At 68.5% G+C, this 22727-nt stretch carries 16 protein-coding genes; 12 read left to right on the top strand and 4 right to left on the bottom strand.

What is annotated here, in order from left to right:
• Nucleotides 1-165: 165 nt before the first annotated feature.
• A complete protein-coding gene (gene radA / locus ACYVKQ_RS03470) occupies nt 166-1551 on the bottom strand; it encodes a DNA repair protein RadA (protein WP_460575653.1) in 1386 nt (461 codons plus the stop codon).
• A 184-nt stretch (nt 1552-1735) separates the two neighbouring features.
• Between radA and ACYVKQ_RS03465 the strand changes: the two genes are divergently transcribed.
• The 10 genes from ACYVKQ_RS03465 (at nt 1736) to ACYVKQ_RS03420 (ending at nt 15955) form a co-directional block, all read left to right on the top strand.
• Nucleotides 1736-2131, top strand: a complete 396-nt coding sequence (locus ACYVKQ_RS03465) for a helix-turn-helix domain-containing protein (protein ID WP_460575651.1) — start codon at nt 1736-1738, stop codon at nt 2129-2131.
• 99 nt (nt 2132-2230) lie between these two features.
• Complete coding sequence (locus tag ACYVKQ_RS03460) at nt 2231-2797, top strand: hypothetical protein (RefSeq protein WP_460575649.1); 567 nt, start codon at nt 2231-2233, stop codon at nt 2795-2797.
• Nucleotides 2798-2920: 123 nt separating this feature from the next.
• Nucleotides 2921-4468, top strand: coding sequence for a beta strand repeat-containing protein (locus tag ACYVKQ_RS03455; RefSeq protein WP_460575647.1), 1548 nt, complete (start codon nt 2921-2923; stop codon nt 4466-4468).
• Nucleotides 4469-4630: 162 nt separating this feature from the next.
• On the top strand, nt 4631-6433 hold the full coding sequence (locus ACYVKQ_RS03450; RefSeq protein WP_460575645.1) for a tail fiber domain-containing protein: 1803 nt from the start codon (nt 4631-4633) through the stop codon (nt 6431-6433).
• Nucleotides 6434-6587: 154 nt separating this feature from the next.
• A complete protein-coding gene (locus ACYVKQ_RS03445; RefSeq protein ID WP_460575643.1) occupies nt 6588-7037 on the top strand; it encodes a DUF2846 domain-containing protein in 450 nt (149 codons plus the stop codon).
• A 200-nt stretch (nt 7038-7237) separates the two neighbouring features.
• On the top strand, nt 7238-8635 hold the full coding sequence (locus ACYVKQ_RS03440) for a sensor histidine kinase (RefSeq protein WP_460575641.1): 1398 nt from the start codon (nt 7238-7240) through the stop codon (nt 8633-8635).
• A 106-nt stretch (nt 8636-8741) separates the two neighbouring features.
• Nucleotides 8742-10403 (top strand): NAD(P)/FAD-dependent oxidoreductase, encoded by a 1662-nt coding sequence (locus ACYVKQ_RS03435; RefSeq protein ID WP_460575639.1) that lies wholly within the window; start codon nt 8742-8744, stop codon nt 10401-10403.
• A 232-nt stretch (nt 10404-10635) separates the two neighbouring features.
• Nucleotides 10636-14199 (top strand): S8 family serine peptidase, encoded by a 3564-nt coding sequence (locus tag ACYVKQ_RS03430; protein ID WP_460575637.1) that lies wholly within the window; start codon nt 10636-10638, stop codon nt 14197-14199.
• Nucleotides 14200-14456: 257 nt separating this feature from the next.
• Nucleotides 14457-15308, top strand: a complete 852-nt coding sequence (locus tag ACYVKQ_RS03425; RefSeq protein WP_460575635.1) for a metallophosphoesterase family protein — start codon at nt 14457-14459, stop codon at nt 15306-15308.
• Nucleotides 15308-15955 carry a hypothetical protein gene (locus ACYVKQ_RS03420; RefSeq protein WP_460575633.1) on the top strand — a complete coding sequence of 216 codons (648 nt, stop codon included), beginning with the start codon at nt 15308-15310 and terminating at the stop codon, nt 15953-15955. Before ACYVKQ_RS03425 ends, ACYVKQ_RS03420 begins: the two co-directional genes overlap by 1 nt.
• A 136-nt stretch (nt 15956-16091) precedes the next feature.
• Here ACYVKQ_RS03420 and ACYVKQ_RS03415 read toward each other — a convergent pair whose 3' ends face one another.
• From ACYVKQ_RS03415 to ACYVKQ_RS03405, 3 genes are all read right to left on the bottom strand, one after another.
• The gene (locus ACYVKQ_RS03415; RefSeq protein ID WP_460575631.1) at nt 16092-17480 is read right to left on the bottom strand and encodes a lysophospholipid acyltransferase family protein; all 1389 of its coding nucleotides are present in this window, start codon (nt 17478-17480) and stop codon (nt 16092-16094) included.
• A gap of 327 nt (nt 17481-17807) precedes the next feature.
• Entirely contained in the window at nt 17808-18563 is a 756-nt protein-coding gene (locus ACYVKQ_RS03410; RefSeq protein ID WP_460575629.1) for a carboxypeptidase-like regulatory domain-containing protein, read from the bottom strand.
• A gap of 244 nt (nt 18564-18807) precedes the next feature.
• On the bottom strand, nt 18808-20841 hold the full coding sequence (locus ACYVKQ_RS03405) for a vWA domain-containing protein (RefSeq protein ID WP_460575627.1): 2034 nt from the start codon (nt 20839-20841) through the stop codon (nt 18808-18810).
• A gap of 122 nt (nt 20842-20963) precedes the next feature.
• Between ACYVKQ_RS03405 and ACYVKQ_RS03400 the strand changes: the two genes are divergently transcribed.
• Together ACYVKQ_RS03400 and ACYVKQ_RS03395 are read left to right on the top strand one after the other, a co-directional pair.
• Nucleotides 20964-21569 carry an RNA polymerase sigma factor gene (locus ACYVKQ_RS03400; protein WP_460575625.1) on the top strand — a complete coding sequence of 202 codons (606 nt, stop codon included), beginning with the start codon at nt 20964-20966 and terminating at the stop codon, nt 21567-21569.
• Nucleotides 21556-22716 (top strand): energy transducer TonB, encoded by a 1161-nt coding sequence (locus ACYVKQ_RS03395; RefSeq protein WP_460575623.1) that lies wholly within the window; start codon nt 21556-21558, stop codon nt 22714-22716. Before ACYVKQ_RS03400 ends, ACYVKQ_RS03395 begins: the two co-directional genes overlap by 14 nt.
• The last annotated feature ends 11 nt before the right edge of the window (nt 22717-22727 follow it).

Genomic DNA, 22727 nt, shown 5'->3' with positions numbered 1-22727 from the left:
TCTCATACGCGGCCGAGGCCGCCCCGTTGCGCGCCCGGCCCCTAGGTTGGGAGGGCCAAGCGTTTCGCGGGAAAAGACAATTGTTGCACCGAAGATAAGTCTATTCCGTGCTGAAAGTCCAATCCGGCGCCTCACATTTTCGGGTGAGAGCAGCATTTCATAGCCTTACCCGAATAGACCACTCAAAACTTCATCGAGTCGTCCTACCGGGTGAACCTTTAGTCCAAAGCGGCCCAGATCAAGTCCCCGGCCGTTGAACTGCGAGATGTACATTTCGCGGAAGCCCAGCTTCTCGGCTTCCGACAGGCGCTGATCCAGCCGGCTCACCGCCCGTATTTCACCGCTCAGGCCCACTTCGGCCGCCAGGCATACGTTGCCGGGCACCGGGATGTCGTTCAGCGAGCTGACCACGGCCGCGCACACGGCCGCGTCGAGGGCCGGGTCTTCGAGGCGCAGGCCGCCGGCGATGTTCAGGAACACGTCGTGCTGGCCCAGGCGCAGCCCGCTCCGCTTTTCCAGCACGGCCAGCAGCATCTGCAGGCGCTTGCTGTCGAAGCCGGTGCTGCTGCGCTGCGGCGTGCCGTAGGTGGAGGGCGTCACGAGGGCCTGCACTTCCACCAGTAGCGGGCGGTTGCCTTCCAGCGTAGCCCCGATGGCCACGCCGCTGAGCTGCTCGTCGCGCTGCGAGAGCAGGATTTCGGAGGGGTTTGATACCTGCCGCAGGCCCGTGCCCTGCATCTCGTAGATGCCCAGCTCGGAAGTGCTGCCGAAGCGGTTCTTGATGGTGCGCAGGATGCGGTACGTGAGGTGCCGGTCGCCTTCGAACTGCAGCACCGTATCCACCATGTGCTCCAGGATTTTGGGGCCGGCAATGGAGCCGTCCTTGGTGATGTGCCCGATGAGGAGCACCGGCACGCCGGTTTCCTTGGCGTACTTGAGCAGCTCGGTGGTGCACTCGCGCACCTGGCTCACCGAGCCCGGCCCCGACTCCACCAGCTGCGAGTGCAGCGTCTGAATGGAGTCGACCACCACCACGTTGGGCTGCAGCGCGTCGATCTGCTTGAAGATGTTCTGGGTGCTCGTCTCGGTGAGGATGTAAAGGCCCGCGTGCTGCTGACCCATGCGCTCGGCGCGCATCTTGATCTGCTGCTCGCTCTCCTCGCCCGATACGTACAGGATGCGCAGGTTCTGCAGTTGCATGGCAATCTGCAGCATCAGGGTGCTCTTGCCGATGCCCGGCTCGCCGCCGATGAGCACCAGGGAGCCGGGTACCAGGCCGCCGCCGAGCACGCGGTTCAGCTCGCCGTCGTGGGTGTTTAGGCGGGATTCTTCTTCGTAGAGAATTTCGCCCAGGGGTTTGGGCTTGGCCGCTTTGCTGGTGCCGCCCACCGAGGTGGAGGCCTTCCAGGCGTTGGCAGGCGTTACTTCCTCTTTCTGCACCACCTCCTCCACGTAGGTATTCCACTCGTTGCAGGAGGGGCAGCGGCCGATCCACTTGGCCGACTGCGCGCCGCAGTTTTGACAGAAGTATAGGGTCTTGAGCTTGGCCATTTAGCGGGAGCAGGGTAAAAGAAAAGAATGCTTTTGGATGCTAAAAAGTTTGGCAAGAACGGGGTTTTTGGCGGGTGCCGCCGCTGCCCCGGGCGCCGGGGTTTTTCGGATTGGCAGAAATTTACTAGGCCCCGGCGCGGGGCACCGCGAGTTTTGCAGCGGTACTTCTCCTGCTTTGCCGCCCATGCCCCCCAAGCCTTCCGCCCCGTCGTTGCTGCTGCTGCCCATGCAGGGCCGGGAGTACTCCGACGAGGAGCTGCTGCTGCTGCGCCAGTTCCGGCAGGTGGCGGGCCAGATCATGGACAACCCGCAGTTTACCATTGCCGGCGCTACGCGGCTCATTGGCCTCAGCGAGCGGACGCTGTACCGCAAGTGCAAGGAGCTGACGGGCCTCACACCGGCCGTGTACCTGCGCCTGCTGCGCCTGGACTGCGCCCGTGAGCTGCTGCTCTCCGGCCGGGCGGCCACGGTGGCGGCAGCGGCCTTTGCCGTGGGCTACGAGGATGCCGCCTACTTCGCCCGGGTGTTTTACCGGCACTACCGGCAGCGGGCCAGTGAGTTGGTGCAGCCTGTCAAGTAGCCCCGGCCTGTATTGGCAGAAATTTACTAGGGATGTTGCGGGCCGAGCCGGTAGCTTTACGGGATTAATCCCGGCTTACTTACCAGCTTCTGGCCCGCTATGACAACAGCTTTACCCAACTTTTTTCTGCGCGCCTGTTGCGTGCCCGGCGTGGTGTTGGGGCTGGGCCTGCTCGGCCCGGCGGCCCGGGCCCAGGTGGGCATCGGTACCACCACGCCCGATGCCTCGGCCCTGCTGGAGCTGAGCACCACCAACAAGGGCCTGCTGCTGCCGCGCCTGACGCAGGCGCAGCGCGACGCCATCCAGAGCCCGGCCGCGGGCCTCATGGTGTACCAGACCGACCAGACGGCCGGCTTGTATATCTACGGCGGCACGAGCTGGAGCCTGCTGCCGGCCGCCACCCAGGTAGCCGACCACCTGGGCAACCACACCGCCACGCAGGCCCTGAATCTAGCCGGCCACGCCCTCACCGGTACGGGCAGCAGCATCAGCGGCGTGGGCGTGCGCGCCGACGGTGGCCTGAACCTGGGCGAGAATACGGCCGGCAACAACATTTTCCTGGGCTACTTGGCCGGCAACGGCGCCACCGGCAGCCGCAACCTCCACGCCGGCTACTGGGCCGGCCAATTGGCCAACAGCGGCAGCGACAACGTGCTGCTGGGCTAACGGGCCGGCGCGGCCAACACCGGCAGCACTACCACGGCCGTAGGGGCAGAAGCCGGCCGGCTCAACACGGGCAACGCTAATGCCTTTGTGGGCTACCGGGCCGGCTACGCTAACACCGACGGATTGCAGAACGCCTTCGTGGGCGGCGAGGCCGGCACCAGAAACCAAACCGGCAACAGCAACGCCTTTTTCGGCTACCAGGCCGGCTACGCCAACGACTCCGGCGACGGCAACACGCTGCTGGGCGCGTCGGCGGGCTTCAACACCAGCACGGGCCTGCTCAACACATTCGTCGGCGGCACTGCGGGCGCCGGCAACATCAGCGGCTCGGCCAACACGGCGCTGGGCTTCAACGCTGGCCCGGCCAACGGCAACACCAGTCTGACCAACACCACGGCCCTGGGCTACAACGCCAAAGTCAGCCAGAGCAACAGCCTCGTGCTGGGCGGCACCGGCAGCAACGCCGTGCAGGTGGGCATCGGCACCACCGCCCCGGCCGCCACGCTGCACGTGGAAGGCGCCGCCAGCACCGTGCGCTTGGCCGGGCTGGCCGGCACCGGCACCCGCATGGTGACGGCCGATGCCAGCGGCAACCTGAGCACCGCCCCGCTGGCCACCGACGCGCAGACGCTCAGCCTCAGCGGCGGCACCCTGAGCCTCACCAACGGCGGCAGCGTGACGCTGCCCGACAACTCGGCCACCAACGAGCTGCAGACCTTGAGCAAAACGGGCACCACCGTAACCCTGAGCAACGGCGGCGGCTCGTTTACCGACGCCGACGCGCAAACCCTGAGCCTGAGCGCCGGTACGCTGAGCCTCACCAGCGGCGGCTCGGTTGCCTTGCCCGATGCCTCCAGCACCAACGAGCTGCAGACCCTGAGCCTGAGCGGCACCACCTTGAGCTTGACCAGCGGCGGCAGCGTGAGCCTGCCCACCGGCGGGGCCGACAACCTGGGCAACCACACCGCCACCCAGAACGTGCAGCTGGGCGACCAGTGGCTGAGCAACGACGGCGGCAGCGAGGGGCTGCGCGTGGACAACGCGGGCAACGTGGGCGTGGGCCAGGTGCCCAGCACGGGCTACCAACTGGCGGTGCAAGCCGCGGGCACCAAAAGCGGCCTGGTCGTCGGGCTGACCGGTGCCAGCACCGCGCACTCGCTCAAGCTGGAGCACAACGGCTCGAACTTCATCGTGCGCCCCAGCACGGCCGGCGGCAGCAACACGGTGCTCGAAAACTCGGCCGGCAACCTGCTGCTCAACCCCGCCAACTTCAACGTGGGCATCCGCACCAGCAGCCCCACCGAAGCCCTCGACGTGAGCGGCAACGTGAAGACCAGCGGCACGCTCGCCGTGGGCGGGGCCGCCACCGTCACGGGCAACGCCACGGTGGGCGGCACGGTGTACCTGGGGTACCGGATAATGGAAAATAACTTTTCCATTGACCCCAACTCGTACTACACGCTGAGCGTCGGCTGCCCCAGCGGCTACAAGCTGCTGGGTGGCGGCGGCGGCCACCGCGACTGGAACACCGCCGCTTACGACATCGAGATTTACTACAGCGGCCCCGATACCACCAACCCGGAAACCACCTGGACCATGTACGTGCGCAACAAAGCCAACGGCGACCGGAGCATCCGCCTGTACTGCACCTGCGCCCGCGTGGGCAACTAGGCCGCCGGCCCGGTGGTGGGCTTCGCAACATTGGGCGCAGCCCGTCACCGGACGGCGTTTCGTGCGGCAACCCGGACTGACTACCCAAAAGGCGTTGACAGCATACAAATCGGGCCAGGAATAGTGACCGGCTGTTACTTTCGCCAAGTCATCTGCCCGGCTATGAAACACTTCTCCGCACTACCGCTAACCATCGCTCTGCTGGCCGGCCTCCCGGCTGGTCTGGCCCAGGCCCAGACCACCCAGAACCTGGGCCTCGACGACTACGACCTGCGCCTCCGCTCCGCCTCCGACGGCAACCACGGCCTGGGCTGGTACGGGGCCAGCTTCAGCAGCAAAAACTGGCTGGGCCAGACGGTGGACGGGCCGGTGCTCTACGGCTACACCAGCGGCGTGCTGGGCATCAACCGCGGCGGGGCCCGTGAATCGGTGCTGATGTGGAACTACCTCGGCAACGTGGGCATCGGCCTGATGGACCCGCAGCACCGGCTGCACGTGGCCGGGGCCGGCTACTTCACCGGGGCGCTGACCACCACCGGGGCCCTGAACGTAAGTGGAACCAGCACCTTCAGCGGGGTGGCCGCGTTCAACGGCGGGCTGAGCACCGCCGGGGCCCTGGGCGTGGGCACGACCTCGCCCGGGCTGCTGCTGCACCTGCGCAACAGCAACACGCCCGCCCTGCGCATGGAGCAAACCAACGCCGGCGGCTTTACGGCCCAGACCTGGGACATCGGCGCCAACGAGGCCAACTTCTTCGTGCGCGACCTGACGGGCGGCTCCCGCCTGCCCTTCCGCATCCGGCCCGGCGCGCCCACCAGCTCCCTCGATATCAGCGCCAGCGGTAATGTGGGCCTGGGGCTGACTTCGCCGCAAGCCCGGCTGCACGTGGCCGGCAATGCCAAAATCGACAGCGCCAACACCCTGGAGTTCGGGGCCCGCATCCTCACTAAGGGCCCGCTGTCCGGCACCATCGGCTACGGCAACATCACCACCGACGCGCTCAACATCGTGGGCGCGGGTACCGGCACCGGCAACCAGAAAATCGAGCTGCACGGGGCCGGCGGGGTTACCGCGCAGGGCGGCGCGCAGGGCAGCGGCACCACCCTGCGCGTGGTCAACGGCAACACGCCGGGCGTGCGCCTGGAGCAGCTCGGTGCCGGCGGCTGGGGTACTCAAACCTGGGACGTGGCCGGCAACGAGGCCAACTTCTTCGTGCGCGACCTGACCAACGGCAGCCTGCTGCCCTTTCGCATCCGGCCCGGCGCGCCCACCAGCTCGCTCGACATCAGCGCCCAGGGCAACGTGGGCCTGGGGCTGACTTCGCCGCAGGCCCGGCTGCACGTGGACGGCAGCGTCAAAATCAACGGCGCCAATACCCTGGAGTTCGGGGCCAACGTCAGCGGCAAGCAGGCTCAGGCCGGCACCATCGGCTACGGCAACATCACGGCCGACGCGCTGAACATCGTGGGGGCGGGCACCACCGCTGCCAACCGCAAAGTGGTCATCTATTCCGAAGGGGGTATGGCCGTCAACGGCAACCTGACGCTCCACGGTGTGGTGGCCTCCAGCTCCGATCAGCGGCTGAAAACCGACGTGCGCCCCCTCGGCGGGACCCTGGCCGGCGTGCTGGCGCTGCAGGGCCGCCGCTACCGGTTCCGGGCGGGCAAAGGCCCGCAGGGCGAGCAGCTCGGCTTTATCGCCCAGGAGCTGGAGCAAATCTACCCCGAGCTGGTCAGCACCGGCCCCGACGGGCTCAAGGCCGTGAACTACGCCCAGCTCACGCCGGTGCTCGTGGAGGCGCTCAAGGAACAGCAGCGGCAGATAGAGGCGCTGCGGGCCGAGGTGGCTGCCGGGCAGGCCCAGCTGCGTCAGCAGCAGGCGCAAACCACCGCCGGGGCGGCCGCCTTGGAAGCCCGCCTGAAAGCGGTGGAAGCCCAGCTCGGCGGGCGCGCGGCGCAACCCTAAGCATCTGAGCAAGCGGCGTTTGAAGTCGGATGACTACATGAATATGTCAGGCGTGTCTTGGCTAAATCACAAATTCGGGGGATTGACAGCACCAGCCGGCTGGCCAGCCTCTATCTTCACCCAGGATTTCTTCACGCCTTCCCTCTCAACCGTCATGCGTTATTTTCTCTGCACCGCCGCGCTGGCAGCCGTAGCCAGCACGGGCTACGCCCAGGGCACTGTGCCCACCCCCAAGGCCGACATGGCCACCGTCGTGTTTTACCGGCCGCCCATGCTGGCCCAGGCCGCGACCAACTTTACCGTGCGGGCCAACGGGGCCGAGCTGTGCCGCCTGAGCAACAAGCGCTACTTCGTGACGACGCTCAAGCCGGGCCAGACCGCCTTTACTTCCGTGGCCGGCGGCCTGAACCTGCCCGACCAGGACAAGTTTGAGCTCAACCTGGAGCCCGGCAAGGTGTACTACATCCAGGGCGACGTAAAAACCCGCCTGATGACCGTAAAAATGGTCTTTACGGAAGTCACCGAGTCGACCTACAAAAAGAAAAACGCGGACCTGAAGCCCGACAATTGCGGCGAAGCCGCCCCGACGGGGACGGGGCAGTAGCCCGCCGGCCCGCGCCTCGGTGCCCCCGCGGCCCCGCTCCTTTCCGGCTATGCGGCCGGGTGGGGCGGGGCCGTTTGCTGCCCGGCCGCCAGCCCCTATGAAGGCGCCGAAAAGTAAAACCCGGCGCCGTTCGTCTACCTTAGCAGTCCCCGCCACCGCGGGGCAGTTGCTTTCGTGTCAGACCTTTAAGCCCGACTGCCATGCTTACTGCCGCTACGCTTACCACCGAAGATCTAACTGCGGTGCCGACCCTGCAGGGCCTGCCCGACGATGTGCTCCATTGGCTGCTGGCGCACGGCGAGCCGCGCGATGCGCCCGCGGGCACCGAGCTGTTTCGGCCCGGCGACCCGGCCGACCACCTGCTGATCCTGCTGCGCGGCGCCGTGCAGCTCTGGCGCGAGCAGAACGGGCACCGCGAACCGTTTTTGCGCTTCGAGGCGCCGCAGATAACCGGCGTGCTGCCCTACTCCCGCCTGCGCCAAGCCATGGCCCTGGGCGTGGTGACGAGCGAAGCGCAGTTGCTGATGCTGCACCGCGACCATTTTCCGGAGCTGGAACGCATCAGCCCCGAACTGGTGCAGCGCCTGGTGGGCCTGATGAGCGACCGGGTGCGCGAGGAAGCCCGCACCCAGGAGCGCGACGACAAGCTGCGGGCCCTGGGCAAGCTCTCGGCCGGGCTGGCCCACGAGCTCAACAACCCCGCCGCGGCCATCAGCCGCTCGGCCGCTGAGCTGTCGGACCGCAACGGGGCCGAGCCGATGCTGCTGCAGGAACTGGTAGCCGCCGGCGCGACGGCCGAGCAGCTGCCCGCCCTGTTTGTACTCGCCAGCCATTCCACGCTGCCCGGCGCCTCGCTCTCGGCCCTTGAAAAAGCCGACTGCGAGGAAGAGCTGGAGGACTGGCTTATCCGGCAGGGCATTGCCGACGTGCACGGGCTGGCCACCGGCCTGCTCAGCGGCGGCCTCGACGCCGACGTGCTCGGGCCGGTACTGGCGGGGCTGCCCGCCGCGGCCCGGCGCCCGGCCCTGCGCTGGCTGGAAGCCCAGCTGACCAGCCGCCAGCTGGTGCGCGACGTGCAGGAGGCGGCGCGGCGCATCTCGGAGCTGGTGCACAACGTGAAGGACTACTCGCACATGGACCGCGGCACGGGCTCGGTGCTGACCGATGTGCACGGGGGGCTGGACAGCACCCTGGCCCTGCTCAGCTACCCGCTGCGCCAGCACCGCATCCGCGTCGTGCGCGACTACGCCCCCGGCCTGCTCACCATCCTGGCGCAGCCCGGCGCGCTCAACCAGGTGTGGACCAACCTGCTCGACAACGCCATTGACGTGCTGCCGGCCGAGGGCGTCATCACCCTGCGCACCCGCCGCACGGGCGAGTTCGTGCAGGTCTGCATCGAAGACAACGGCCCGGGCATTCCGCCCGACGTGCTGCCGCACATCTTCGAACCCTTTTTCACCACCAAGCCCATGGGCGAGGGCACCGGCCTGGGGCTCGACATTGCCCGCCGCATCGTGCTCAGCCACGGCGGGCGCGTCAACGTGAGTTCCGTGCCCGGCCGCACGGAGTTCTGCGTGTGGCTGCCCATGGAGGAGTAAGCGGTGAACTGGTGAGTGACGATCTGGCTGCGCAAAATGCGCGGCCCGACGCCTTCCGAACAGCCAACTCACCAGTTCACCATCTCACCATTTCACCACTTCACCCATGGAAAAAAAGCCCGTTCTGCTCGTCATCGACGACGACCCGCAGGTGCTATCGGCCATCGACCGCGACCTGCGGCAGGAGTTTCGGCCTGACTACCGCATCGTGCGGGCCGGTTCGGGGGCCGAGGGGCTGGAGGTCATGCACCAGCTCAAGGCCCGCGCCGAGCCGCTGGCGCTGGTGCTTTCCGATCAGCGCATGCCCGACATGGAAGGCGTGCAGCTGCTGGAGCAGGCCCGCACGCTGTTTCCGGACGCCAAGCGCGTGCTGCTCACCGCTTACGCCGACACGGAAGCCGCCATCCGCGCCATCAACGACGCCCGACTCGATTACTACCTGATGAAGCCCTGGGACCCGCCCCAGCAGCTGCTCTACCCCACCCTGCACGACCTGCTCAGGGCCTGGCAGGCGCAGTACCAGCCGCCGTTTCGTGGCGTACGCCTCATCGGCTTCCAATGGTCGCCGCTTTCCCACGAGCTCAAGGATTTTCTGGCGGGCTACATGGTGGCGTTTCAGTGGCTGGACTTCGAAACCAACGCCGAGGCGGCGCTGCTGCTCGACAGCCTCGGGCTGACCGCCCAGGACCTGCCCGTGGTGGTCACAGAAACCGGCACCGTGCTGGCCCAACCCACGCGCACGGAGCTGGCCACGCAACTGGGCCTGGCCCGGCAGGCCTCGCAGGCGCTCTACGACGTGGTGGTGGTCGGCGCCGGCCCCTCGGGCCTGGGCGCGGCCGTGTACGGCGCCTCCGAAGGACTAAAGACGCTGCTCATCGAGCGGCAAAACCCCGGCGGGCAGGCCGGCACTTCCTCGCGCATCGAAAATTACCTGGGCTTCCCCACGGGCCTGAGCGGGGCCGAGCTGGCCCACCGCGCCTGGGCCCAGGCCGTGCGCCTGGGCGCCGAAATCCTCAGCGCACAGGAGGTCACCAAGCTGTGCGTGCAGGACGAGTACAAGGTGCTGACCCTGGCCGACGGCAGCGAAGTGCGCAGCCGGGCCGTGGTGCTGACCACCGGCGTGAGCTACCGGCAGCTGGCCGTGCCGGGCATCGAGCACCTCACCGGGGCCGGCGTGTACTACGGCGCGGCCCGCACCGAAGCCCGCTCCTGCGCCCAGCAGGACGTGTACGTGGTGGGCGGCGGCAACTCGGCCGGGCAGGCAGCCATGTACCTGGCCGGCTACGCCCGGCACGTGTACATCGTGATTCGCGGCGCCTCGCTGGCCGCGTCCATGTCGGCCTACCTCATCGAGCAGATCGGCCGCACGCCCAACATCCGGCTGCTGCCCTTCACCGAAATCCAGGAAGTGCGCGGGCAGGACCACCTCGAATCGGTGGTGCTGCGCCAGAATCAGTCGGGCGAAGTGCAGGAGTGCCCGGCGCGGGCCGTGTTCGTGTTTATCGGAGCGCGCCCGAGCACCGAGTGGATGTGCGAAGTGCTCCTCTGCGACGCGCGCGGCTACGTGCTGACCGGCCGTGACCTGGTGGCCGATCCGCGCTTTGCGCTGCGCTGGAAAAAGCCCCGGGAGCCGTACGCGCTGGAAACCTCGGTGCCGGGCATCTTCGCAGCCGGCGACTCGCGCGCCGGCGCCATGGCCCGCGTGGCCTCGGCCGTGGGCGAGGGGGCCATGGCCATCAAGTTCGTGCACCAGTACCTCGACGAGTAAGTCCCACCCGGCGCCAGTTGCGGCGCGGCGGAAGGGCGCAGCCCCGGCCGGGTTTCAGCACCCGGCCGGGGTTTTTGTTTGGGGCCTGTCGGGGCCAAAGGCACCCTGCAAAGCCGCTGGGGGCTTTGGCCCCACTGGTCGGGATATTCCGGGGCCGGCTCCACGCCGAGCGGGGGCTTTTCGCTATTTTAACCGCCCCAACCACATCACCTAAGCCTCTTTTCCTGACTGCATGAAACACTTCGACGCGCTGTTGTTGGCGGCGCTGGCCCTGGGTAGCTCCGCGCTGCACGCCCAAACGCCCCCCCCCGACACCCCCCGGCTGCTGCTGGCCAGCGGCACCCCCACCCCACCGGCCAACTTCAGCGCCTGGATGGCCGCCGGCCGCACCGAGCAGCTGGGCGCTGCCGAGGTCTGGCAGGCCAAGTACTACCGGGTCATTCAGTTTGAGCGGCTGCCCACGGCCGCCGAGCACCGGGCCCTGGCCGCGCTGGGCGTGCAGCTGCTCGATTACCTGCCGCAGAACGCCTACACCGCCGCCCTGCCCACTACCCTCGACCGCACCCGCCTGCGCGGCTTCGGCATCCGCAGCGTGGTGCCCGTGGAGGCCCGCTGGAAGTACGCCGGCCTGCTGGCCACGCAGGACCAGCCGCCGGCCCACGCCCTGCGCGGCAGCGGCCGCGTGGCCGTGGTGGTGAGCTACCACCCCACCATTCAGCCCGGCGAAGCGGCGGCCAGCCTCGCGGCCGCCGGCTACGCGGTGGGCGAGCGGCTGGACTTTTCGCGCCAAGTAACCATAACCCTGCCCAGCGCCCAACTGGCCAGCCTGGCCGCCCGCCCCTGGGTGGCCAGCGTGGAGTACGTGGCGGCCGACCCCGTGCCAGAAGACACCCGCGCCCGCACCAACCACCGCGCCAACGCGCTGGCCACCGATTACGGCGCCGGCCGCCGCTACGACGGCCGCGGCATCAACGTGGCCCACGGCGACGACGGGCTGATCGGACCGCACATCGACTTCCGGGGCCGCGTGGACCAGAGCAGCGCCGGCCCCGATGGCGGCACCCACGGCGACCACGTGGCTGGCATCATTATGGGCGCCGGCAACCTGGACCCGCGCTACCGCGGGCAGGCCACCGGCGCCTTCAACTACTACTACAGCTACCCCGGCAACCTCACCAACGCCGCCGCCCACTACTTCACGCGCAGCATCCGCGTGACCAACAGCTCGTACGGCGAGACCTGCAATGCCGGCTACACCTCCGGCGCCCGCGACATGGACCAGCAGGCGCGGCGCCTGCCGCTGATGCTGCACGTGTTTTCGGCCGGCAACTCCGGCACCAGCGACTGCGGCTACGGCGCCGGCACCACCTGGGGCAACGTGACGGGCGGCCGCAAGGCCGGCAAGAACGTGCTGACCGTGGGCAACGTGACGAACCTGGACGTGCTCTCGTCGTCCTCCTCGCGCGGGCCCGCCACCGACGGGCGCATCAAGCCCGAAGTATGCGCCGTGGGCAGCAGCGTGATATCGACCATGCCCAACAACACCTACGCGGCCCTGAGCGGCACATCCATGGCCTGCCCGGCGGTGGTGGGCGTGGCGGCGCAGCTGATGCACGCCCACAAGGCCCTGAACGGCGGCGCCGAAGCCCCAGCCGCTCTCATCAAGGCCGCCCTGATGAACACCGCCGAGGACCTGGGCAACGCCGGACCCGACTTCCGCTTCGGCTACGGCCGGGTGGACGCGCTGCGGGCCGTGCGCGTGCTGGAGCAGCGCACCTACCTGCAAGACAGCCTCACCCAGGGCCAAACGCGCACCCACACCATCACGGTGCCCGCCGGCCAGCGGCAGCTGCGCGTGATGCTGTACTGGCCCGACTACGAGGCCGCCGCCAGCTCCCGCGTGAACCTGGTGAACAACCTGGACCTGACCCTGACAGCCCCCAACGGCACCGTGTATCAGCCCTGGGTGCTCGACTCGCGCCCCACGGCCGCGGCCCTGAACACCCTGGCCGTGCGCGGCCGCGACACGCTCAACAACGCCGAGCAGGTAACCCTGGATGTGCCCGCCGCCGGCACGTACACCCTCACGGTGCGCGGCGCTGCTGTGCCGCAGGGCACGCAGCCCTACTTCCTGCTCCACACCGTGCTCGATGAGCAGGTGGAAATGACCTACCCGCTGGGCGGCGAAGGCTTCGTGCCCGGCGAGACCGAAGTGGTGCGCTGGAACGCCGCCCCCGGCACCGACCCCTTCACGCTGGAGTACACCCTCGACAACGGCGCTACTTGGACGAATATCGCCTCGGGCATTGCAGCCACCACGCGCTTCTTCAACTGGTCGGTGCCGGCCAGCGCCACGCCCACGGGGCAGGCCCGCCTGCGCGTGCGCCGCGGCACCCAGCAGGACGAATCCGACGCCAACTTCAGCATCGTGAGCGTGCCCGCTAACCTGCGCACCACTGCCGTGTGCCGCACCGGCACCACCCTGGCCTGGGACGCCGTGCCCGGGGTCACGGGCTACGACGTGCTGCGCCTCGGCACGATGTACATGGACTCGGTAATGACCGTGACCGGGCTGAGCGCCACGCTGCCCATGGTGACGGGTGAGCAGTGGTTTGCCGTGCGCGCCCGCGGCGCGGGCGGCGCCGTGGGCCGCCGCACCCGCGCCCTGCTGCGCCCGACCGCGCTCAGCAACTGCAACGACGCGCCCCTGGCGCTGCTGGAGGTGCTGAGTCGGCAAGCCTGCGTGGGTACGCCCGTGCAGCTGCAGGACCGCTCGCAGCTGCAGCCCAGCGGCTGGCAGTGGAGCGTGACGCCCACGGCGGGCGTCACCTTCGTGGGGGGCACCTCGGCCACCTCGCAAAACCCGCAGGTGCAGTTTGCGCAGCCCGGCACTTACAGCGTTACGCTGCTGGCTACCAACGGCTTTGGCACGGATACGCGCACCGAAACCAACCTGCTGACGGTGGTGGCAGCCCAGCCGACGCCGCTGGTGCAGGAGTTCCGCACCAGCACCTTCCCGCCCGCCGGCTGGCAGGTCATCGACCCGAACGGCGACTTCACCTGGCAGCTTAGTCCGCTGGTGACCGGCCCGGACAGCGTGCGGCGGCAGGTGCCCTACGTGAACGACTACGAGTACAGCAACCGCACCGCCGAGGAGTACCTGCTGGCCCCGCCCGTGCAGGGCGGCGCGGGCCGGCTCGTGGCGGCACACTTCGCCGTGGCGCACGCGGCCTACAGCGCGGCCTACCGCGACGGGCTGCGCCTGGACATCAGCACCGACTGCGGCCAGACCTTCCAGCCGACCAGCTACCTGAAGCGCGGCACGCAGTTGGCGACCGTGTCCACGTTCGTTACCCAGCGCTGGGCCCCCACCAGCCCGCGCCACTGGCGCCAGGAAGTGGTAGACCTGCAGCCCTACCTGCCCGCCGGCTACAGCGGCAACGTGGTGGTGCGCTTCACCAACCTGAACGACAACGGCAACAACGTGTACCTCGCCGACGTGCGCCTGGTGCCCGTGGTGACTGGCACCCGGCCCACGGCGGGCCTACTGCAGTTTTCCGCCTACCCTGTGCCCTTTGACAACCAGCTGCGCGTAGCCGTGCAGGCGCCCCAGGCCGGGGCCGCCACCCTGCTGCTCACCGATGCCCTGGGCCGCGAGCTGCGGCGCCAGCCGGTACAGCTTACGGGCCAGCCCCAACAGTTGCAACTGAGCACCGAGGCAGTAGCGGCCGGTGTGTATTCCTTGCGCCTGCTGCTGCCCGACGGCCGCAGCCAGGCCCTGCAGGTGCTCAAGTAGCACCGGGGCGAACCAGCTCGTTTCGGCGGGCCTTGGCAGGTACTACGGCCTGCCTCTTCCAAGCGAAGAGGCAGGCCGTTTTTATTGAACATTTGAGGGCCTGATGAGCCGCTAGAGCGCATGATTAAAGATTAAAAATAATTATACGACTAAACTTGGATTGTTTTGAAAAATTAATTAACAAAAAGCCCGGGCAGTAGGTATATGCTGCTGACACAACCGGCCGATACACCCTTAACGCGGCCTTGTGCAGCCATATGCCGCAACTTTCCTCTTCCTCTCATACTCCTGCCTGGCTGCGCCGGGGCCTGATGGCCCTGACCGGCCTGTGGCTGCTCGCCGGTTGCGACCTGATCGAGTTCAGCCCCAACGAAACCCGCACGCCGGAAGCCTACCGCGACCTGACGCGTAAAAACCTGGAGCGCCTGCAGCAGCAGTCCAACCCCATGGGCGGCGATACGCTGCGCTTCGTGTTCATCGGCGACTCGCAGCGCTTTTACGAGGAGGCCGAGCCCTTCGTGCAGAGCGTGAACCAGCAGCGCGGCGTGGCGTTCGTGGCCATTGCCGGCGACATTTCCGATTTCGGCCTGATCCGCGAGATGCGCTGGGTGCACGACCGACTCAAGAAGCTCCGCGTGCCCTACCTGACCGTCATCGGCAACCACGACCACGTGGCCAACGGCCGCGAGGCCTACCAGAAAGTGTACGGCCCGCTCAACTACAGCTTCGAGTACGGGGCTACCCGCTTCGTCTTCGTCGATACCAACGGGCGCGAGTACGGCTTCAACGGCCGCGTGCCCGACGTGAGCTGGGTGCAGCAAGCGCTCAGCAGCCCCGCCCCCGGCATCAAGCGCCAGGTGGTGATGAGCCACGTGCCGCCCCACGACGCCGACTTCGACCCGCAGCTGGAAATGCCCTACGTGCAGGCGCTGAGCAATGCCCCGCGCATCGCCTTCGAGCTGAACGGCCACAAGCACGACTTCGGCTTCGGCTACCCCTACGAAAACGGCCTGCCCTTCATCAACTCCTACAGCTTCGAGAAGCGCCAGTACGTGGTGCTCACGGTGTGGGGCGCGGGCGAGTTCAAACTGGATAAAGTTCAGTACTGATGCGCTGCCTGCTTCTGCTTCCGCCCCTGCTGGCCGCGCTGCTCCCCGCCCGCGCCGCCGCTCCCGATACCCTCGGCCGCGCCAGTGCCCCCGCCGCTGCGCCCGTAGGCCTGACGGCCCAGCCCTGGTACCGCCCGCACCACGTCATCGTGCAAACGGCGGCCGGCCAGGGCATGGTGGCCGCCGGCGTGGGCTACACCACCCTGCGCGGCCGCGTCGACGTGGACGTGCTAGGGGGCTACGTACCTAGCCGGTACAGCATCACGCCCATGGGCATCTTCACCGCCAAAGCCGGCTATTCGCCCTGGACCATCGACCTCGGCCCGCAACGCCACTGGCAGGTGCGCCCGTTTACGGTGGGCGCGCTGGTGAGCCACACCGCCAGCCGGGGCATGAACAACTCCCGCGACGGCAAATACGAGAAAGGCTACTACTGGTGGTCGTCGCGTACGCGCATCGGCGGCTTCGTGGGCGGCAAGGTCAGCCGCGTCATCGGCACCACGCGCCACGGGCACCCGCGCACCCTTGGGGCTTACTACGAGTTGGGGACCAACGACCTTTACTTATCCAGCATCTTCACCAACCTCGGGGGCCTAGGCGTGCACGAAATCCTTACGCTGGGCTTCGGGGTGAAGCTGGACCTGTAGTGCAAAGCAGGCCCCGGGGCAAAGTACCCGCCTGGCCTTTTGGCATAAGCTTTCTAAAACGCGCCAGGCCCATCCCCACCGGGGACGGGCCTGGCTTTTTGGGGCCGTGCTGATTGCCGCCGCAGTGCGTTTGCCGCTACGAGGCGGTTTGGGCGCTGACGTAGGCGTCGCGGGCTTCGGCCAGCAACTGCAGAATGCGGCTGCGCTGCCGCAGCAGGTCCTCGACCACCACCGGCTGCCGGCGGAAAAGGCGCAGCAGCCGCAGCCGCTGCAGGCGCAGCGTGAGGCGGTTCCAGTAGTACAGGGCGTAGAAACCCGTAACCGGCAGGCTCAGGGCGTAGAGCAACGTAAGCCAGCCGTTGCCGGTGAGGCGGTGCACCAGCCCGATCTGCAGCGGGTAAAGCAGCCCGAAGGTGAGCATGCCCGTCACCATCATCAGCGGGGCAATGAACTCCACGTCCTGGGTCGCGCGCTTGGCCACCAAGGAAGGAATGATGTAGGGGAGGTAGTTATTCAGCGCCCCGTAGGCATACACCGGGAAGCCCAGCAGCACTTTCAGGGCGTTGACGAAGCCGCGTCGGAGCCGGTTGCCGGGCAAAGAGCTACGCTGCAGGGCTTCGTCGGAAAGGCGCAGGCGGTGCAGCGCGGCGCTGTAATCGGTTACCTGCTGGCGCAGCTCGTGCAGGTGCTCGGGGTCGTGGTGCTCAAACCACGCCACGCCCTGCAGCAGGGTGCGCGTAAGCTGAAACTCCTCGTAGGGGCTGCCCTCGTCGTGCTCGGGCACCAGGTACTGGCCGAACGTGGCTTCCACCTGCCGCACCAGCGCGTCCTCGGCGTCGTCGCGGGTCACCACCAGGTGAGCCTCCAGGCGGCGGCGCAGTTCCTCGGTGAGGGCGTCGGCGGCCGCTTCGGGGTCCTGGCGGTACTGCGCGGCGTAGTCGGCCACCACGATGGGCTCGGCGGGAAAGATGAGCACGTCGGAGCGGAAGCGCGTGGAGGCGGAGTAGTTCAGGCCTACGGGCAGGATGCGCACGCCCAGGCGGAAGTCGTGGCGGGCCTCGGCCCCCAGCGCAATGCGCGCCGCGCCGGTTTTGAGCGGGCGCAGGCGGCGTTCGGCAATGCTGGTGCCCTCCGGGAAAATCATCAGCAGCCCGCCGCGCCCGAGGTGGTCGTAGCTGCGGCCAAAGGCTTTTTCGTTGAGGGCCGCCAGCTCGTCGGGGCTGATCTGGGCGTCGCCGGTTTCCACGTCCTGCCGCCGGTACACCGGAATGCAGTTGGAGCGCTCGAAAAACCAGCGCGAAACCGGGTTCTGAAAAAAGGTGCTTTTGGCGAGAAAAAACAGCTGGCCTCGGCGGCGGTTGGCGGCCACCAGCAGCGGGTCCATGAGGGTGTTGGGGTGGTTGGCGGCCACCAGCAGCGGCCCGGGCGTCTGCAGGCGCTCGGGGTGGCGGATTTCGAGGCGGCGGAAGAACACGCGCAGCGCCAGCTGCACGGGGGGCTTCATCAGGGAGTAAAACAGCGGCATAGCGGAGCGAGGCGGGCGGGCCCGGCGCAGAAATACGGCATTTTTCGCCGAACAGCCGGGCCGCTCGGCCACTGACGGCCGCCAAAGACCAAACGAATGCCGCCGGGAAATGCCGCTAAAGACCAGCGCCCACGCGGCAGAGCCGGCCAAACCCGCGCATTGGTTAGCTGCCGTCACGCGCCACAGTGCCGTAAAGCGGGTTGCTTGCGTGACCGGCGCTGCCGCCGGATGAGTCGCCCGGACACGCAGCGACCCGCCAGAAGCGGGCCGTTGCGGGAGTGAGTGAATGGTGAGTGAGTGTAAAATGCGGGAAGCCATGCACTGCGCCTACCAGCGCCCGGTGATGCGGCGGGGCAGGCTGCGGAGGTTGTACCACAGGCCCCGGGGCGAGTACCAAGGGTATTGGATTTCGATAGCGCCTAATACTACAGTCGACATCTCAACCAGTAGCTGCGTTTCCAGGGCTAAGGCTACGGCAGGCATCGTGGCCGCCGGCCCCGGTACGGGCAGCTCTTGCGTGTTGTAGCCAACGGACGAAAACACCAGGCTTGCGTTGATCGGCAGCTGCGCTTCGAGCACAAAGTTGCCGTCCGCATTCGTGTTAGTCCCGGTGGTTGTGCCCTTAATGAGTACCGTTACGCCTGGTAGCCCCTCCCCACTAGCCTGGTCGATGACACGACCCATTAGCTTCTCCGTCGATTTGATGGCCGCGGGCTCCCCAGGCGCAACCCGGCTGGCATCCGGCGAAGTTCCGGCCCGGTCTGATTCCGTTGCGGCCGCCGGCTGCTTCTGGATGGCGGCTCGGGCACCGGCGGGCGTGGGGCCGCCGGAGTGGCTACCGCGCAGTTGCTGCGCCGCCGCCGGCGCGCCCCAAAGCGTGGCGGCGGCCAGCAGCCAGGCCTGCCAGCGCGGAGCAGCGGCGGGGGCATGCACCAACCCCCGGCCCAGCTGCTCCGCCCGGAACCGCCCGCATACCCGCCCACCTGCGGCGTGGCGGAGCAGGGCCAGCACTTCGGCGTCGGAGCGCTGACTGAAGTCGGTTACGGTAAGCTGACAGGCCGCGCAGTGGCGTCCCTGGGCCATAGGCGTCATAGTCGCCCAGTCCTCGGCGCAGGGCCGCGGTAGTTGCAATTGAACGATAGCACGAGTCATAGACCACTAAAAGTTGAAAGGGCTGCGGGAAACGGCGAAAATGGTTGCGTTGGAGTCGGCCGGGGCGTTGGGGCGGGCGCTTTCCGCCCGGTGTTCGGTTCCGACCAGCGGCATTGATTCGGCGCCGAAGGGCGCGAGGCCGGAGAAGCGGCGGTTGCCCGGCTCAGCGGGCGGCTTAGCGCTGCCCGTAGGTTTCGGGGCCGGGCAGCAGGCCCGCGGCCACTTCCATCAGGCGGATGCACTCGGCGCGGTAGCCGTCGTCGTCGTGGCCGCGGGCGGCGCGGGCCAGGGCCAGCGTGGCGGGCCAGGTAGCGGTGCCGCGCCGCTCCGACTGCCGCAGCAGCAGGCTCATCTGCGCCACGGCGGCGGCCCAGCGCAGGTTGTCGGAGGCCCCGGTCAGCTCGGCCGGGGCGGCGGCAGGCAGGGCGCGGCTGAGCAGGCTGCTCCGCTGGCCTTGCGGCTGCTTGTAGCGCATCTTCACGGTCAATAACTCGGTGGCGGTGGCCCCGGCGGTTGCCTGCGGGGCCACTGGCTGGTACTTCAGCCCATCCACCACTGCAGGAGCACCCACGGGCACCACTTCGTAGAGGGCCGTTACCTGCTGGCCCGCGCCCAGCTCGCCGGCGTCTTTCCGGTCGTTGTTGAAGTCCTCGTCGGCCAGGAGGCGGTTTTCGTAGCCGATGAGGCGGTAGGCCTGCACCCGGGCGGGGTTAAATTCCACCTGCAGCTTCACGTCTTTGGCCAGCGTGAAGAGCGTGCCGCCGAACTGCTGCACCAGCACGCGCCGCGCCTCGGCCAGGTGGTCGATGTAGGCGTAATTGCCGTTGCCCTTATCGGCCAGGCGCTCCATTTTGCTGTCCTGCAGGTTGCCGGTGCCGAAGCCCAGCACCGAGAGAAACACGCCGGATTCCCGCTCCTGCTGAATCAGGTGCTCCATGGCGTCGTCGGAGGATTCGCCCACGTTGAAGTCGCCGTCGGAGCACAGAATCACGCGGTTGTTGCTATCCTTTTTAAAGTGCTGCCGGGCCGTGGCGTAGGCCAAGCGCAGCCCCGCGCCGCCGGCCGTGGAGCCGCCCGCTTCCAGGCGCTCCAGCGCCGCCAGGATATCGGCGCGGCGCGTGCCGGGCGTGGGCGGCAGCACCAGCCCGGCGGCCCCGGCGTACACCACCAGCGCCACCTGGTCCTGCGGCCGCAGCTCACGCACCAGCTGCGCGAGGGCCGCCTTCACCAGCGGCAGCTTATCAGCCGACTGCATAGAACCCGACACGTCGATGAGAAACACCAGGTTGGCCGGCGGCAGCTGGGCGGTGGGCACGGTGCGCGCCTGCAGGCCCACCAGCACCAGCTGGTGCTCGGGTGCCCAGGGGCAGCGGGCCTGCTCCAGGTGCAGGGCCGCAGGGGCATCATCAGGAGCCGGCTGCGGGTACTGGTAGCGGAAGTAGTTCACCAGCTCCTCGGTACGCACCGCGTCGGGCGGGGGCAGCTGGCCATCCTGCAGCAGAAAGCGGCGCACGTTGCTGTAAGAGGCTGCGTCCACGTCGATGCTGAAGGTGCTTAGCGGCGCCTTGCTCACCGCGTGGAAGGGATTTTCGGTCTGGTGCGCGTACGATTCACCGTCGCTGCGCCGGGCGCGGGCGCCGGTGTAGTCGGCGTAGCCGCTGGCCGGGGCTGCTGCGGCCTTGCCCGCGCGCCGGGCCTTGCGGCCGGCCTGGCCCGAGGTGATGCTGACCCCAGCCGCGCGGCCCTGAAGCGACTGCTCCTGCTGCGTGACGGTGGCCGACGAATAGCTGACGCTGGCCTTGGTAGTGACCGGCGCCACTCCGCTTACCACCACCTCGTTCAACTGGTTTTCGGCGGGCGCCAGGGCGATGCGGACGCGCTGTCCCGGCCGCACTGGCAACTCGCGGGGGGCGTACCCGAGGGCGTTGACCAGCAGCGTGGCGCGGGTAGCCCGGCCGGGCCAGGGCAGGTGAAAAGTCCCGTCGGCCGCCGTGCCGGCGCCGGTGCCCTTCAGCACCACCGTGGCGCCCGGCAGCGGCTGGCCGCTGAGGCTGTCGGTGATGATGCCCCGAACGACCTGGGCCGGAGCCTGTGCGGCGGTTCGGGCAGTGGACTTCGGCGTTTGGGCCAGAGCGGCCTGCTGGGTGCCGGCGAGCAGGCCGGCCAGCCCCAGGGCCCCCATAGTGAATGCGCGTGACGTGCAGAGCATAATCGGTGGCGGGAAGTGGTGAGGTTATGGGTTGGATGCAGGCCTGCCGGGAATTCCACATCACCTTTCCGATATTTTTTACCACCCTTGCGAAGTCGTACCTTTCATTCGCCGCCCCGCCCATGTTCCTCTTTCGCCGCCCTAAGCCCACCGAGCCGCCGCCTCCGACCGAGGCCGAACTACTCGCGCGCTACCGGCAGCACGGCGACGTGCAGGACCTCGGCCGCCTCTACGAGCCCTACTTTCACCTCGTGTACGGCGTGTGCCTGCGCTACCTGCGCGACGAGGCCGACGCCAAGGACGCCGTCATGCAGATCTTCGAGAAGCTGGTCACCGACCTACGCCGCCACGAGGTGCAGCACCTGAGCAGCTGGTTGCACACCACCGCCCGCAACCACTGCCTGATGGAGCTGCGCCGCCGCAAAGCCGCCCCGGATACCGTGGAATTCAGCCTGCCCGGCGGCCCTGGTGTGGAATCGGAAGCGGCCCTGCATCTGACAGGCGATGATGACGATTTTCCCACCGAAGAGCACCTGCAGCAGCTCGAAGCGGCCATGGCCCGGTTGCCCGTCGAGCAGCAGCGCTGCCTCGATTTGTTTTACCGCCAACAACAGTCCTACCAGGAAATTGCCGCCGCCACCGGCTACGACCTCAAACAGGTGAAAAGCTACCTGCAAAACGGGAAGCGCAACCTCAAACTCTCCCTCGCCCCGCATGTCGCCCGCTGATCCGCACTTTCAGGCCCCGGCTCCGGCCGCCGCGCACCTGCCCGCGGCGGTGCTCCGGCAATACGCCGCCGGCACGCTCCCGGCGGCCGAGCGGCGGCGGGTGGAGCGGCACACGCTCGACTGCGCCCTCTGCGCCGACGCCCTCGACGGCTACCTGGCCGAACCCGCCGCTACCAGCCCAGCCGCCCTGGCCGAGCTGCAGCAGCGCCTGCACGCGCGGGTAGCCACCGAGCCCGCCCGCGCGCTACGCCCGGCGCCGGCCTGGTGGCTGGCGGCCGCCGCGGCCGCGGTCCTGCTGCTGGTATTCGTAGGGCTGTGGCAGCAGCGGCCGGCGCGCGTCGCCGCCTCCCGCCAAACGGCCCGCACACCGGCTGCCCGTTCCCAGCCCGCCGCCCCGGTCTCGGCGGCTGACCAAGCCGTTTCGGCTGCCCCCGAGCCCGCAGCGCCCCTGGCCGAGGCGGCTCCTGCTGCCCCAGCGCCCGTAGCCGAGGCCGCCGTGCAGGACAAGGCCGTGGCGCCTCCCTCCTACGCGGTGGCCCGGCCGCCGCGCCGGCGTGCGCGCCCGGCACCTACCCGGCCGGCCCGGGTGAGCGAAGACGTAGCCCTGCAGAGCGAAATGGCCGCAGCCCCGGCCGGCAACGCGGCCCCGGTGAGTACTGCCACGGTGGCAGCTGTGGCCGATACGCCTGCGGCGGCCGTCGAAAGTCCGGTAGCCGGCACCGTGGCGGCGGCGGGGGCGCCGCCCGTGGCCGCTAAGGCCGGGGGCGGCGCGCCGGCCGCGGCCAACGCCAGTGCACCCGCCGAATCGGGGCCGGTGCGCGAGGAAGGCAGCGCCCGCAAATCGGCCCTGCCCCCGGCGCCGGCGCTGGCCCCCTTCCCCAACGGCGGCTACCCGGCCCTGCGCCAGTACCTGATCCGGGAGCAGCGGCGCCCGCCCGGCGCCCCGCTCACCGACGGCGTGGTGAAGCTGAAGTTTACCGTGGAAGCCGACGGCTCGGTGCAGAACATTCAGGTGGTGCGCGGCATGAGCCCGGAGCTCGACGAGGAGGCCATCCGCCTGATCTGCGACGGTCCGGCCTGGCGCCCCGGCATTGTGGGCGGCCGCCGCGCCAGCCAGACGGTGCTGCTCGACGTGCCTTTCCGCTAAGCCCGCCTTGA

Source organism: Hymenobacter coalescens (genome assembly GCF_054783195.1).
Note: the sequence above shows the minus strand (reverse complement) of the source record. Positions and strands in the feature narration are given on the sequence as shown.